This window comes from Nocardia carnea, from assembly GCF_029868325.1.
Lineage (GTDB): Bacteria > Actinomycetota > Actinomycetes > Mycobacteriales > Mycobacteriaceae > Nocardia > Nocardia carnea_C.
The window spans coordinates 1-12,564 of sequence record NZ_JARWNW010000231.1; the positions used below are offsets into that span (position 1 = coordinate 1).

Below are 12,564 nucleotides of genomic sequence, written 5' to 3' on the forward strand. Positions count from 1 at the left end.
CCCTTCGACGATGCGCCGCATCGTCTGCGAGTTCGACGAGGCCACGACCTCCGCCGCCGTGACAACGCTGGCCCCGCGCTACGGCACCGATACCAACACCGTCATGCTGACCGCGCTGACCGTGGCGATGGTCGCGTGGCGCGGAGGTATCCGAGGAGCCGGTGCCGGTGTACTCCCAGAGCACGTCGGCGTGTCCGTTCAGCTGGGCCTGCCGCGACGACCCCGATCCCGGGGCGCCGGTGAGATCGGTGATATCGGCACCCGCCGCGGGCTGCGCGGCCGTGGGCCGCAAGAAGTAGCCGACCCGGGTGATCGGGTCAGCGGTCACCGGTGGTCCAGTACCTGAGGAGTTCCGGTCCGAGTTGCTCGGCGGCCTGCATGGGCAGGGAGTGTGTGGTTTCCGGCCAGACGGTGACCGGGGTTTTTCCCAGTGCTCGGGCGCGGTCGGCGGCCGCCTGACCGCCGGCCAAGGATTTATCGGCGGCGATGTCGATCCGGACCGGCATCGCCATCGACTTCCACTCCGCATCGGTGAGGGTCCGTGGCACCAGGGTGGCCGCCTTGTAGTGTCTGGTCCCCTCGTCGATCATCATCGAGACAGGGGTGCGTTCCCGTACTTCTTCGATCGACACTCCGCCGATCTGTGCCAGCGCGTGGTCCTTCCACGGCTGCGGGACCGGTAGTGCAAGCAGGGCCGACCACAGGTACATCGAGACCGGGAATCCGGAAAGCACCACCACCGGCTCGAGCAGCGTCAAGGAGGCCACCCGTCCGGGGTAGGCGAGCGCGTGGGCGGCGGCGGTGGCGCCGCCGAAAGAGTGCCCCACCATGTGGGCGTGAGTGATGTCGAGACCCGCGAGTGCCTGCTCCACCCATACTGTCCGATCGTCGAACGAGGTGAAAGGCGCCGATTGGGTGGACATTCCGGAATCGCCGACCGCGTCCATCGCATAGAGGGTGCGTTTGCCGATCCAGTGGGGCAGGTTCTCGGCCCACATCGGTACGCCCGAACGGATTCCGGGCAGGAATACGACCGGCGGCGCACTTTCGCGTCCCTCGGTGCCGGTCCACTCGTATACCCGGACGCTGCCGTAATCGGTGGCGACGTCGTGGGTACGCGTCGGTGTGGGTAGCGTCGCCATCGCCGCGTGGTACGCAGCGCGGTAGGACTCGAACCCTTCGTGGCTGCGCCAGTGACCCACCGTCGGCTCCGGCGCAACAACCGAGGCGATTTTATCGGCGACGAGCCATGCGGCCACTACCGCGGCCAGGGCCTTCAGAATGCTTCGGTTCGGCTTCACGCCCATATCCACTCCAGGAAAATACAGTCGTATTTATCGATGGTCCCCAGCGTACACCTGGGTCAATACGATCGTATTTTCCGTCGCTAGTATTGCGGGATGAGCAGCACGAACCCCGACGACCGCCGTATCGCGATCATCCAGGCGGTATGGCAGGTGATCGCGGAACAAGGCATGAGCGCGGTATCCATGCGCAACGTGGCCGCAGCCGCAGGGGTCTCGGTAGGGCAAATCCAATACTGGTTCACCAGCAAGGACGAACTTCTCCGGGCTGGTCTCGAAACGATGGTGTCTGGCGCTGCGCAACTCCACGACACCACCACCGAGTACGCCGACGACCGCGAAACACTGTGGCAGCTGATCGGACAATCCATCCCCCGCGCGGAGTCGTCCAGTGCCGGAGTCTCGGTCTTCCACCAATACATCGCCGCCGCCATCAACCACCCGGCCCTGGCCCGCATCCTCGCCGACGCGAAGGACGGCGCCGAAAGTGAGGCCGCCCGATTACTCGCCGGAATCGCACCCGATCTCGCCGACCCGCATATCGCGGCAAGGTCACTGATGGCCACCGCGGACGGACTCACCATGCGAGTCCTCATCGGCAGCCTGTCGGCCACGGAAGCCGAAAACGCACTACGGCTCGCGGTGGAACGATTCACCAACTGAACACCGCCACACCGGAAAGGGCCCCGTGGGCGCAGGTCCCAGCGGGAGAAAATTGCATGCAAATTCCCGGTTCAGCGTGTGTAGATTCCTGATCTGTGGGATCTGAGCAGGGGGTTTCCGATGTAGGGAGTGGGCGAATAGGTGTAAGGTGTTTGTATGGCCAAACGTAAGATAACGATGACCATCGATGAAGAGGTCCTGGCGAAGGCGCGCGAACTGGGTGACGCGCACTTGTCTGCCGTTGTCAACGCGGCCTTGGCCGAACATGTGGATCGGATGGCACGGCGAGACGCCCTTCGCGATTTACTCGACGGTTGGGAGCAGGCCGTCGGCCCGGTCGGAGATGACGACGCACATGACGCGGCCGCCGCCTTCGACGAGCTCGAGGGTGTCGGGTTCGGCCGGGAGATCGCCTGATGCTGCCGGTTGTCCTCGATTCCGCTGGGCTTTCCGCGGCATGTGAGCCGAAGCCACCGAAGCGGGTACAAGCGCTGCTTGCGGAGGCGTACCGCCGCGGAAGTGAGGTTTTGGTGCCGGCCGTTGTCTGTGCCGAGGTATGCCGTGGAGTTCCGCGTACGCGGCAGGTCGAAACGCTGGTGGCTCGCACGCTTCGCGACAGCGCAGCACATCGGCCGGTGCGGATGGTGCCCACCGATTTCGATCTCGCCCGCCAAGTGGGCGCGATCCTCAACAGCGCGAAGGTCGGCAGCCGCTACCTGGCGGATGCACACGTGGTCGCGGTTTGCGTTCAACACGGTGGCGGCCTGGTGATCACCTCGGACCCCGACGACATCATGCACCTCGCGGCCGCGGTTCCGGCCGCCCGAATCATCACCCGCAGTCCGGGGTGAGGCATGAGCACGCCCGTCCGGCGTCGGCGGAGGCTGTTCGAGCGGCTGGATAGTGTGAGCAGATGCCGAACACAGGGCTTCGACGTCGAGTAATCCTCCTCAACGGGACATCGAGTTCCGGCAAGACCTCCCTGGCCCGCGCCATCCAGAACGAGAGTGATACTCCGTTCGCCTACTGGGGTATCGACACCTTGTTCGGTCTGGTGCCACCGAACTGGGGCGGCGGATCCGACAGCCCCCTCAGCCGAGACGGGTTCTGGTACGACCGCACCGGCCGCGACGCCGATGGATCCCCGATCGTGGTTATCCGCTACGGCCACGTCGGGCGGCGCATACTGCACTCCGGATGTGCCGCGGCCGCCGCATTCGCCCACGGCGGCAACGATCTGGTCATCGACGAGATGCTCCTGACCCCGGACTTGCTACCGCTCTGGATGGACGCCCTGGCCGGGCTGGATGTTCAGCTCGTCGGTGTCACTTGCCCATTGGCCGTCGCCGAGCAGCGAGAACGGGACCGAAGCCACCCGATCGGACTGGCACGCGGCCACTTCCACACCGTTCACGACCACGGCTACACCTACGACATGACCATCGACACGACTACAGGAACACCCGCCGCCCTCGCCAGAACCATTCTGTGACAGCGGAAGCGTCCTGCTGATCTCGCGGTGCGAATCGACCGAGACGCGGATCAGCTACCGGTCGAAATTGACCGAAGGAACGCATCCCACTCGGCCGGTGCGAAAATGAGAGCGGAACCGGCGGGGGTTTTCGAATCCCGCACTCCGACCGCGTCGGCAGTATGTGCAACCTCTACGCACTCGCCACCGTGCTGGCTGTAGCTGCTCTTGAACCAGCTGGCACCCGATAGGTCAGTGCGCATATTTACGGCTCCCTTGCTAACTCTCTGAGCGCTTGCCGGCTGTCCGGGCCGGCAATCGCCTTACCTCTGATGAGATCGTACGTCCGAAGAAACCTCGCTACGTCGTCGCGATCCTCGATGTACATGTTGCCGACGATCCCTTCCAGGAAGACCACGGGCGGCTCTACAGGCTCGCCCGGCGCTGATTCGCCGAACATGAGGACAACAAACGGTGGCATGGAAATGCCACCGGGGAATCCTGCGGCAAAGGGCAGGATGGCCAGCTCGATGTTGTCTCGGGTGGACATATCGGCCAGATGCCGAAGCTGCGTGGCCATGACACTGCGCCCGCCCGCCGTTCGCCGGAGGGCCGCCTCTCCGACCACCACATCCAGAGTGACCGGCTGTGTACGCCGGGTGACTATCTTCTGGCGCTGCATCTTCAGCTGGATCCGTCCGGCCTGCTGTTCGGGATCCTCGTCGGGGCCCTGTTCGTGCGCCAGCGCTCGATCGTAGTCCGCGGTCTGTAACAGGCCCGGCACCAGCTCGGGTTGATACGAAAGGATTTTCGTAGCCGCCGCTTCCAGCCCTACGTAGACATCGAAATCCTTCGGGATCAGATCACCGTACTGATGCCACCAATTCTTGACGTTCGCCTGCTTGGCCAGTCCGACCAGGGCTGCTATCAGATCGTCCGGAACTCCATACAGGTCGCAAGCAGCCTGGATGTCCCGCGTCTTGATCCGTGAGTTTTCCCCCTTCTCGAGTCTCCCGAGGCTGGTCGCCCCCATCTCCAGTAGCTGTGCGGCCTTGGCCTGGGTGTAGCCCGCTCGGGTTCGCCACTCCAGCAGGTGCCTTCCTAGTTGGCGCCGGGGCAGCGTTGATCCGGTACCGCCGAGGTCTTGAGGCATCTGTCCTCCGTTTCGGGGATTCGCATTTCACCGGTTCGGTGCAAGCCCTTTACCTGGCACGGTTCTCCTGCTGGCAGTTTGGAGAGCTTCGTCCGGAGGCGCCGATTCGGTGGGACATCGAGCGCTGTGAAGTGTGTCATAGACGAGCGCCCGGCTGTGCCGGTTCCGAATATCCAGTGCCCGAGCGCATTTCCCTGTCTATTCGATGTACTCGAGGTGCCGCCATGACTCAGCCGACCGGTAAGTGCGATCCCCACCGCCCCCGAGCGCTGGGCTATCTCCGGACCGATCTTTCTTTCAACCAGGCTCTCCATGCGGAAGCCATCCGCATACTCGCCCGAAGCCAGGGGCACACACTGATTTACATAGTCCGACTCGGACCCGAGTCGGTGCCAGACCCAATCGGTCACGTCCTCGATATTGTCCATGCCACCGCAACGACGACGCTGATCGTCCCCGACCTCGGCCACCTCGAGAATCATCCCGGCCGCGTCTGCGACACCTGCGATCTCATCACAGTATGCCCGGAGCAGCTGTGGATGAAGGCTGGCACCAACACCCTTGATATGGCGCGTGAGCCCATCTGGTTGTCGGAGGCCTGGCACAGCGAGCCCGCCACACGGCTCGGTGTCGCCGACGCGCATCGAATCATGCAGGCACACCGATCCTGCAACCCTTTGAACTGCCCTCGAAAGGCCGCCGCCTTCGCGCTGCTCGCCGAAACCGGCAAATTGGTCCCCGCCACCCGCAGTCCCCGCGAACGAGCAGCCGCCCGCGGGATCCCTTACTCACCGGCCGTGCCAACCTCCGCGAGCACGGGCCCATCGCTCGCGGTTCTCCACCGGTTGCTCGCCGGACTCACCCAAGCCGAGCGATGAACGAGGACCAAACCATCCTTCGGGCGCTGACGTCCAGATTACTGTCTTCCTATACGGGCTCCGCCTCGAGTATCGAGCCCATTCCACCGCTGCACTTCTCTTTCTGGGGTCCACGGACCGCACGTGGAAGCAATACTTCCGGGCGACCCGCCCGCTACGCGGTCTGCCCTGCGAACGTCTCTGCGGGCCCGGCACCATCCCATTGGCCGACACCGCGGTATACCTCGGCGGACCCATTGCCTGAGCGTCTGGCGATGCAATCGACGAATCTGTCAGCTTGCTGCCAGGAATTCGGTATACCGTTCGTCGAGTCGGCTCCGAGACGGGTGGTCCGTCGGTTTCGCGGGGATGACGAGGGGCCTGTCATGCATCGCTTGAATGCCGTGCTCGAGCATCGGCCCGTCTTTTTCCTCGAGCAGATCCTTGTTGATCTTGACCTCGAAGTCGGGTGAAATTCCCAGAAAGTTGGCGTCGTATGCGGCGTGGTGGATCTTGCAGAGACTCAGGCCGTTGTCGACGGTCGCCGTACCGTGGGGTTGGGTATCGGCAATAATATGCGCAGCATCGAGTAATTCTCTGTGCTTGAGATTGCAGACCGCGCACTGTCGTTGGTACGCGAGTAGGATCCGCTCTCGGAACTCGGGCTGATGAATCCGTTGCTTGGTTATCCTCTCCGCGTAGCGCTTCTCCACCGGTTCCAGCTGCCGGGGGTTTTTGACCGATCGCAATTCCTCGTCCAGTGCAATAAGAAATCTATGGTTCTCGCGATCGTCGTCAACTGCGTACACCGGAAAAACGGGGTAATACAAACCGGGGAGAATCTTACGGAGAAGGATAAGGGGCAACTCAAGCTCGATAGCGCGCCGAAGCTTCGTATTATCGCTCGCGTCGCTTCCCGCACGGTAAGAATATGCGAACAGTGACCCGCCGAGTTCCTCGTCTTCATAGCCGCTGTCTGGATCGGACATGATCGACAGGGTGCCGTTCATCTCCTTGGGATTTCGTATTCCGCGACTACGGTCGATCAGTCGATAGACTTCTCCGTCGACATCGAACGACCAGAGCTGTTCGCGGGTTACGGTCACGCTCTCCTGCGTCATCTCTCGCAGGTGCTTGAATATCTGCTGGCGCAGACGGGATTCGGCGTTCAGGTCCACGCTCGAAGTCTGCCACGACTCGGTGGGTGTAGACGACCTGTACAAGGCCATCGGTGGATCAGCGACCTGCCGTGTCGACCTAGATATCCGGGGTGCTCGATTGGTCCGCGATCGTAGACGCCTCTACGATATGCATCCATGATCGGCTCTGAGTCCGCGGTGGCCTTCGATGCACTTCGGGAGGCCGATTTGCACATCGACCGCCTGTACCTCGCCGGCACGAAGGGGACGGCGGGGGACGATGCCCTAGGCCGGCTGCTTCCGGTTGGCCTGCAAGGCGGATTTCGGCCGCGTGGTTCGGTGAGGAAGAAGAGGGTGCGGCTGGTGGCCCTCTATACCACCGGGACCGAGCCGGACTGGCCGGATCACCTGGATCCGGAGACCGGCATCTTCACCTACTATGGCGACAACCGGCGGCCCGGCTCTGACCTGCACCACACCAAGCGCTCCGGAAACCTGCTGCTGCGGGATGTCTTCGAAGCCACCCACGGTTTACCCGAAGAGCGGGCGGTAGTGCCACCGTTTCTCTGTTTTGAGAAGGCCGAACCAGGGCGTTCGGTCCGGTTTCGAGGGCTTCTCGCGCCCGGTACGGAAACGATGACCTCCGACGAGGACCTGTCCGCTATATGGCGTCACACGAAAGGTGCCCGGTTCCAGAATTATCGCGCAACCTTCACCGTCCTCGATGTGGGCATAGTGCAGCGCAGATGGCTTAGTTCGGTCCTTGCCGGTGAACCGACCACCGGTCCGGGGTGCCCGGAGCCGTGGAGGGAATGGGTCGAGGGGCGTGTGTACCGGCCGTTGGTTGCGCCATCGACGTTGACCATCCGGACGAAGGACGATCAGCTTCCGGACGACCCCGCAGGGTTGGAGATGCTGAGGATGATCCGCGCACATTTCGATGGCCGTGAGACGGACTTCGAAGAGTGCGCAGTAGCGATTTGGCGCATGATGGCACCGGCCACAGGGAAATGCGCGGTGACGCCTCCGTCGCGTGACGGCGGACGCGACGCAGTAGGCACCTACATGCTCGGTCCTGGTGCCGACCGGGTTGCTGTCGAGTTCGCGCTCGAAGCGAAGTGCTATCGGGAAACCAACAGCATCGGTGTCAAGGAGATGAGTCGGCTGATCTCCCGGATTCGGCACCGGCAGTTCGGTGTGTTTGTCACACTGTCCTACTTCGCGAAACAAGTCTATGAGGAAGTACGCGAAGACGGTCACCCCATAGTCATGATTTGTGGACGCGACGTCGTCGACTCGTTGCGGCAGAAGGGGTACAGCGATCCCGAGCGGCTCCGGAAGTGGTTGGACGAGGGGTTCTCGAGAAACCGAAATATCGATTCGGTCGTGGACATCGGTAGCTCGGTAGCAGTTGACGAAAGCATCCTCGACGACAGTAGACCGACGGTGGTAAGCAATCAGATGCAGCGGCTCTGAGTCGGCTACTGCAACGCGACCCTCGCGCCGCCGGAGAACACACCGGTTGATCGACAAGATCCGGTCCGGCAGCCCGTGGCGTGATATTCCGGCGGTGTATGGCCGTGCCAGCGGTATACCCACACGAAAGGGGCCGCTGGAGCGTGAAAGGAAACCGGAGCCGGAATGGCCCCGCTCCACGTTGCCCTCGACGAAACTGGCAGCCACATCAAACCCGAACTCGATGAGTAGTGGGCCCCAGAAATCGATGGCCCGCTTCGAGACCGTGGACGCAACTTCGGGCGCGAACACCAGAAAAAGCGACGGCCTTTGGTGCTGCCTACGACGCGCGAGCAACTTTCTGACCCGCGCGGTACCCCACGGTTTTCCCGAGGGAACTCGTACCGGCAACTCGTGTCCATGTCGTTGCCATGTTCGACTGTTGCGCCGTACCGTTTGATGCATTGCGACACTCAGTCGGTCGGCAGCAAGGGGAAGGCTCGACGGCAGTGAATGACGACATCGATAAGGCGGCGCAGGACGATCCGGAGTGGGTGGTGTGGCGGAGCCAGGTCGAGGACGCGGCGGCCAGGCTGTTCACCGACACGCTGTTGCGGGTCCCTGCCGATTGGATGACTCCGGCCGGTGAACCTGTGGGGCCCATGCCGGTGGGAGTTGATGTGTACAGCGACGAGATGGTCGACGACTGGCTGGCCGACGCGTTCGGCTACCTCTTTCCGTCCGAGGATTCGCTGTCGGAACCGGATCAGGCGGAGGCCGTTTCTCAGCTGATCGCCTACGTTGGCGAGTATTTCGTTCGGCGCCTCGGCGGGCGGTGGGTCAACAGACCTTCCGAAATGGTGCTGTTCGGCTTCGGCCCTACGATTCGCTACGACTGGACCGACTCTTCGGACAACCCCGAAGATCTGATCTTCAGCGCAGTCGAGGAGAGGGACTTCGACAGCACCATCGGCCAGGCGTGGTACTCGCGATCTGTCGACTACGCAGAGGCTCATGGGCTACCGCACGACCAGTTCGACGTGGAGCGTAAGCACGGTCTGCGGTGATCGGGGCGTGGGGGGATGTCCGGCAACGAGGAACACCTGCGCCGAGCGTACCTACGCCGGCATGACCTGGAATCCGCTCGACGCGAGCCACGGGAAGCCTCCCAACGGGGGCGCAAATCGCAGGAGATCGGCCGTGAGTTCCAATACGGCATGGCCGAGATCCGGGGCGAGACCCCCAAGAACGGCTGGCAGCACGAGCGTCCCATAACCCTGGATGGCCAGACTCGTAAACACGACGCTGCCAGGGTGAACGAAAAGGGCGGGCTCGAGTTCCGTGAGTACAAGGGCGGCAGGAACGTCGGTGGCGAACTCACGATGAGCCAGATCGCTCAGGACCGGCGAGTGCTCGAGCGGGACCCGCATGCAACCGGGCTCTGGATTATGAGACAGGGCGCCGCCGCCCCCGCAGTCCGCAGAGAACTCGAGAAGCTATTCCGCGACTTCCCGCAGCGCTTCCAGGTGGTGGAGGTCTCCAATGAGCAGGCGAAACAGGCCCGCCGGGTGGGGCAGGAACTGGGCCGGGACCGCAACCAACTCGAACTGGTCAACACCGAACAACTTCGCCGAGACCAGCGGGCCAAGGAGCGCCGGGACAGAATCCAGCAAAAGCAGCAAGTCAAGGAAGCCGTCCAACGAGCTGCCGAGCAACGAGAACGGGAAAACAGACAGCGGAAGGAATTACAGCAACAGCGCGAAGCCGCCGATCGGCTAGCTAAGCGCGCCCTCCAACGCCGGGAAGCCACAGACCGAGGCGAACGAACCCCGATGTCGGCCCGAGAGGCGGCAGATATCTTGCGCGTCTCCCGGCCGACTCCCGGAGCGGCGCCGCTGAGTCGGAACCCCCCGCCGATCGTGCCGCCCGTCAAGCACAGCAGAAACCGGTCCCGAGAGCGGGAACGAGACCGCTCTCGGGACATCGAGCACGAACGGTGAGCACGGTCCCGCGGCTCGGCCGGAGGTCGGGGAGGGTGGGGCGTTGCGTCTGGTGTCGCCGCCGGGTGCGTTCGGGGCCGACGGTGCCTACGTCACGATGGTCGAGGGTGATCGGTGCTGGGCGGCGCGGATTCCGATCCATGAGGAGTTCCACGTGTTCGCTGACGGGACGAACCTGTTGCGAACCGACCACACGCTGGCGCTCGGTCGCGCGACTGCGTTTCGACTTCACTACCTGCTCTTGCGGGATTGAATAACGGGTCCGGGCGCTACCGGCAGCGCCGATTCGCCTCAGCACGAGCACAATTATGGTCTCGGTGCGTGCCGGAACTTAACGTCACGGCCATGACAGCCGGGACTTCCTCACTCAACGACATCTCCGCCGCCACTGCCGACGCGGTGGCACAGGATCCGGCGAATGCCGCGGTGGTATTCCGCGCATCGGGGATTCCGCAGGGCACGGTGGGCAGCGCCATCAGTGCAGGTGCCCATGGGTTGCGGGTGGACGAACCACCGGCACTCGGTGGTGAAGGCACCGCGCCCAACCCGGTGGAGGTGTATCTCGGCGCGTTGATTTCCTGCCAGATCGTCACCTACCGGTTCTGGGCGCAGCGGTTGGGGATCGTGGTCGAGGATCTGTCGATCGAAGCCGAAGGGGATCTGGATATCCGCGGGTTCTTCGGCCTGGACGACCGGGTTCGTGCCGGGTTTCAGGCGGTGCGGGTCCGGGTGAAGATCAGCGGGCCGGAGACCGCGCAGCGGTATGCGGAACTACAGGCCGCCGTCGATGCCCACTGCCCCGTCCTGGACCTCACCACCGGTGCGACACCGGTCGAGACCGTACTCGAAAAAGCCTGACCCGTCAGCCGTCGATTGTGGGGCGGCGGTGCGAGCTCGCGGCGGATCAGTTGTCCCCGTCGCGGACATCCTTACCCCGTTCGGCGAACGCCTTGAAATCCTGCATATTCTGCTGCGATTGCTTGTGGAAGGAGCCGGGCATGAACAGCCCCACCAGCCGCATCAGCAGGCTACTGAACCGGTATTCGCTCTCTTGCTCCCATAGCGTCGTCTCCGGACCGGCTTCGGTCAGCCGATCACGCACGACGCTCCACATGCCCGCGACGACGATTTCGCGGTCGAAGTGAACGACACTCTCATTCGGGATCCCGTGCAGATCTGCTGGTTCCCGGCGGGTGATCCTTTCGGTGCCTTCCATCGTCCGTTGGCCCGACTGCATCACGACCCGCGACTCGGTATCGAGCTGCCCGTGTATCCCCTGCGCCGGCTCGTGCAGCACTAAGCCCCGCAACCACTTCGGTAGGTGTGCCGGGTCGGCGAGTAGTTGGGCCACCTGCTCCCGAGGAAGGGCGATCTCGATCGAGTTGGTGTATTTCATGGTGCACACTCCTCAGCGGAAACGTCAGGTCGGATCGGCTGTGTAGAACTCGGTGGTGGCCTCGACCGCTGCCGCGACTTGTCCCGGTTCGCCACCTGCCGCCAGATGAGCCTCGCCCCAGGCCGCAGCGCTGCGGCGGATGAACTCGCGCCCTTCGGACGACTTCTGGAGCTCCTCGTGGCCGACGCTCTCGCCGCCGGCCAACAGCCGAGCCAGGGCGAGGAGATACAGGTCCCAGCCGACACCGCCGGCGCCGGGGCCGTAGACCGGGAAGAGGGGCTCCTCGACGACCGCAGCGTGGACCAGCTCGAATTCGGTATCGCCGGCCGGACCCGGAGTCAGGCGTACTTCCACCTCGCTCGTGCCGGGCCAGGCGTCGGCGTCCGGCCCGAAGAGCCAGGACACCTTCAGTAGTCGTGGCGGCTCGCACCCGAGGATCTCACCGTGCTCACCACTGCCCAACGCGAACTTCCCGCCGAGCCGCAGATCGCCGGTGACTGATTGCAGCCAGCGACGCAGCCGCTCGGGATTGGTTATGGCGTCCCAGACGTCCTCGATCTGAGCATCGTATCGACGCCGTACCTCGATGGTGTACGCGTCGCCGGCGGGCACGCTGCCCTTGCCCATGGTCCGGCGCGCGGCGGCCAGTTCGTCCAAGACATCTCTCATGTCACGTCCCCTTCGGTGATGGATCGGGCTTGTTCGCATCGATGCCGGGCTCGGCCGGTCGGGTGGACTGCCTACCGGCCGGAGTCCGAGCTGCACGCTTACCCCGGGCCAGCTCGGTTTCCAGGGCGTCGAGGCGCTGTTCCCAGAACTTGCGAAAACGGTTCAGCCATGCGTCGACTTCGCTCAGCGGCGCGGGCTCGACGGCATAGAACCGGCGTGCACCCTCGGGGCGCACCGATGTGAACCCGTTGTCACGCAGCACGCGCAGATGCTGTGAAACGGCCGGCTGGGAGAGTCCGAACTCGGCCCGGATCACGTCTGTGATCGCGCCGGAGGTCTGCTCACCGTCGGCGAGCAGCTCCAGAATGCGCCGGCGCACCGGGTCGCCGAGGATGTCGAACGCGTGCATGAACCAGAATCGTACCAGTCTGGGCTTATATAAGTCAGGACTGGTATC

At 63.7% G+C, this 12,564-nt stretch carries 17 protein-coding genes and 1 pseudogene; 10 read left to right on the plus strand and 8 right to left on the minus strand.

The window, feature by feature from the left end:
- Window positions 1-157: 157 nt before the first annotated feature.
- A pseudogene (locus QH196_RS18995) lies at window positions 158-268 on the minus strand (glycine betaine ABC transporter substrate-binding protein); the annotation flags it as partial.
- 49 nt (window positions 269-317) lie between these two features.
- The gene (locus tag QH196_RS19000) at window positions 318-1,301 is read right to left on the minus strand and encodes an alpha/beta fold hydrolase (protein WP_280417143.1); all 984 of its coding nucleotides are present in this window, start codon (window positions 1,299-1,301) and stop codon (window positions 318-320) included.
- A 99-nt stretch (window positions 1,302-1,400) separates the two neighbouring features.
- Here QH196_RS19000 and QH196_RS19005 point away from each other — a divergent pair, with 99 nt between their 5' ends.
- From QH196_RS19005 to QH196_RS19020, 4 genes are all read left to right on the plus strand, one after another.
- Window positions 1,401-1,967, plus strand: coding sequence for a TetR/AcrR family transcriptional regulator (locus QH196_RS19005; RefSeq protein WP_280417144.1), 567 nt, complete (start codon window positions 1,401-1,403; stop codon window positions 1,965-1,967).
- 156 nt (window positions 1,968-2,123) lie between these two features.
- A complete protein-coding gene (locus tag QH196_RS19010) occupies window positions 2,124-2,384 on the plus strand; it encodes a type II toxin-antitoxin system CcdA family antitoxin (protein WP_280417145.1) in 261 nt (86 codons plus the stop codon).
- The gene (locus tag QH196_RS19015; protein ID WP_280417146.1) at window positions 2,384-2,818 is read left to right on the plus strand and encodes a type II toxin-antitoxin system VapC family toxin; all 435 of its coding nucleotides are present in this window, start codon (window positions 2,384-2,386) and stop codon (window positions 2,816-2,818) included. The genes QH196_RS19010 and QH196_RS19015 overlap by 1 nt, the downstream gene beginning before the upstream one ends.
- Window positions 2,819-2,880: 62 nt before the next feature.
- Complete coding sequence (locus QH196_RS19020; RefSeq protein WP_280417147.1) at window positions 2,881-3,459, plus strand: chloramphenicol phosphotransferase CPT family protein; 579 nt, start codon at window positions 2,881-2,883, stop codon at window positions 3,457-3,459.
- A gap of 50 nt (window positions 3,460-3,509) precedes the next feature.
- Here QH196_RS19020 and QH196_RS19025 read toward each other — a convergent pair whose 3' ends face one another.
- Window positions 3,510-3,701: a DUF397 domain-containing protein gene (locus tag QH196_RS19025; protein WP_280417148.1), complete on the minus strand. Its 192-nt coding sequence runs from the start codon at window positions 3,699-3,701 to the stop codon at window positions 3,510-3,512.
- A gap of 2 nt (window positions 3,702-3,703) precedes the next feature.
- Window positions 3,704-4,591, minus strand: coding sequence for a helix-turn-helix domain-containing protein (locus QH196_RS19030; protein WP_280417149.1), 888 nt, complete (start codon window positions 4,589-4,591; stop codon window positions 3,704-3,706).
- Between the two features lie 224 nt (window positions 4,592-4,815).
- Here QH196_RS19030 and QH196_RS19035 point away from each other — a divergent pair, with 224 nt between their 5' ends.
- Window positions 4,816-5,469 carry a hypothetical protein gene (locus tag QH196_RS19035; protein ID WP_280417150.1) on the plus strand — a complete coding sequence of 218 codons (654 nt, stop codon included), beginning with the start codon at window positions 4,816-4,818 and terminating at the stop codon, window positions 5,467-5,469.
- Window positions 5,470-5,741: 272 nt separating this feature from the next.
- On the opposite strand, the gene QH196_RS19040 is transcribed toward QH196_RS19035, so the two are convergent.
- On the minus strand, window positions 5,742-6,626 hold the full coding sequence (locus tag QH196_RS19040) for an HNH endonuclease (RefSeq protein ID WP_280417151.1): 885 nt from the start codon (window positions 6,624-6,626) through the stop codon (window positions 5,742-5,744).
- A gap of 138 nt (window positions 6,627-6,764) precedes the next feature.
- Here QH196_RS19040 and QH196_RS19045 point away from each other — a divergent pair, with 138 nt between their 5' ends.
- The 5 genes from QH196_RS19045 (at window position 6,765) to QH196_RS19065 (ending at window position 10,900) form a co-directional block, all read left to right on the plus strand.
- Window positions 6,765-8,063: a restriction endonuclease gene (locus tag QH196_RS19045; RefSeq protein WP_280417152.1), complete on the plus strand. Its 1,299-nt coding sequence runs from the start codon at window positions 6,765-6,767 to the stop codon at window positions 8,061-8,063.
- A 488-nt stretch (window positions 8,064-8,551) separates the two neighbouring features.
- Window positions 8,552-9,109: a hypothetical protein gene (locus QH196_RS19050; protein WP_280417153.1), complete on the plus strand. Its 558-nt coding sequence runs from the start codon at window positions 8,552-8,554 to the stop codon at window positions 9,107-9,109.
- A gap of 15 nt (window positions 9,110-9,124) precedes the next feature.
- Window positions 9,125-10,042, plus strand: a complete 918-nt coding sequence (locus tag QH196_RS19055; protein ID WP_280417154.1) for a hypothetical protein — start codon at window positions 9,125-9,127, stop codon at window positions 10,040-10,042.
- 43 nt (window positions 10,043-10,085) lie between these two features.
- The gene (locus tag QH196_RS19060; RefSeq protein ID WP_280417155.1) at window positions 10,086-10,295 is read left to right on the plus strand and encodes a hypothetical protein; all 210 of its coding nucleotides are present in this window, start codon (window positions 10,086-10,088) and stop codon (window positions 10,293-10,295) included.
- 92 nt (window positions 10,296-10,387) lie between these two features.
- Entirely contained in the window at window positions 10,388-10,900 is a 513-nt protein-coding gene (locus QH196_RS19065) for an OsmC family protein (RefSeq protein WP_280417156.1), read from the plus strand.
- A 46-nt stretch (window positions 10,901-10,946) separates the two neighbouring features.
- On the opposite strand, the gene QH196_RS19070 is transcribed toward QH196_RS19065, so the two are convergent.
- The 3 genes from QH196_RS19070 to QH196_RS19080 are packed head-to-tail and all read right to left on the minus strand — an operon-like array spanning window position 10,947 to window position 12,516.
- Window positions 10,947-11,438, minus strand: a complete 492-nt coding sequence (locus QH196_RS19070) for an SRPBCC family protein (protein ID WP_280417157.1) — start codon at window positions 11,436-11,438, stop codon at window positions 10,947-10,949.
- 24 nt (window positions 11,439-11,462) lie between these two features.
- Window positions 11,463-12,107: an SRPBCC domain-containing protein gene (locus QH196_RS19075; protein ID WP_280417158.1), complete on the minus strand. Its 645-nt coding sequence runs from the start codon at window positions 12,105-12,107 to the stop codon at window positions 11,463-11,465.
- Between the two features lies 1 nt (window position 12,108).
- A complete protein-coding gene (locus QH196_RS19080; RefSeq protein ID WP_280417159.1) occupies window positions 12,109-12,516 on the minus strand; it encodes an ArsR/SmtB family transcription factor in 408 nt (135 codons plus the stop codon).
- Between the last annotated feature and the right edge of the window lie 48 nt (window positions 12,517-12,564).

Excerpts from the sequence above, each read along its gene's own strand:
- QH196_RS19075 (WP_280417158.1), bottom strand. The coding sequence starts at position 12,107 with ATGAGAGATGTCTTGGACGAACTGGCCGCCGCGCGCCGGACCATGGGC.
- QH196_RS19055 (WP_280417154.1), top strand. The coding sequence starts at position 9,125 with ATGTCCGGCAACGAGGAACACCTGCGCCGAGCGTACCTACGCCGGCAT.
- QH196_RS19080 (WP_280417159.1), bottom strand. The coding sequence starts at position 12,516 with ATGCACGCGTTCGACATCCTCGGCGACCCGGTGCGCCGGCGCATTCTG.
- QH196_RS19045 (WP_280417152.1), top strand. The coding sequence starts at position 6,765 with ATGATCGGCTCTGAGTCCGCGGTGGCCTTCGATGCACTTCGGGAGGCC.
- QH196_RS19015 (WP_280417146.1), top strand. The coding sequence starts at position 2,384 with ATGCTGCCGGTTGTCCTCGATTCCGCTGGGCTTTCCGCGGCATGTGAG.
- QH196_RS19030 (WP_280417149.1), bottom strand. The coding sequence starts at position 4,591 with ATGCCTCAAGACCTCGGCGGTACCGGATCAACGCTGCCCCGGCGCCAA.
- QH196_RS19065 (WP_280417156.1), top strand. The coding sequence starts at position 10,388 with ATGACAGCCGGGACTTCCTCACTCAACGACATCTCCGCCGCCACTGCC.
- QH196_RS19010 (WP_280417145.1), top strand. The coding sequence starts at position 2,124 with ATGGCCAAACGTAAGATAACGATGACCATCGATGAAGAGGTCCTGGCG.
- QH196_RS19005 (WP_280417144.1), top strand. The coding sequence starts at position 1,401 with ATGAGCAGCACGAACCCCGACGACCGCCGTATCGCGATCATCCAGGCG.
- QH196_RS19020 (WP_280417147.1), top strand. The coding sequence starts at position 2,881 with ATGCCGAACACAGGGCTTCGACGTCGAGTAATCCTCCTCAACGGGACA.
- QH196_RS19070 (WP_280417157.1), bottom strand. The coding sequence starts at position 11,438 with ATGAAATACACCAACTCGATCGAGATCGCCCTTCCTCGGGAGCAGGTG.
- QH196_RS19025 (WP_280417148.1), bottom strand. The coding sequence starts at position 3,701 with ATGCGCACTGACCTATCGGGTGCCAGCTGGTTCAAGAGCAGCTACAGC.
- QH196_RS19035 (WP_280417150.1), top strand. The coding sequence starts at position 4,816 with ATGACTCAGCCGACCGGTAAGTGCGATCCCCACCGCCCCCGAGCGCTG.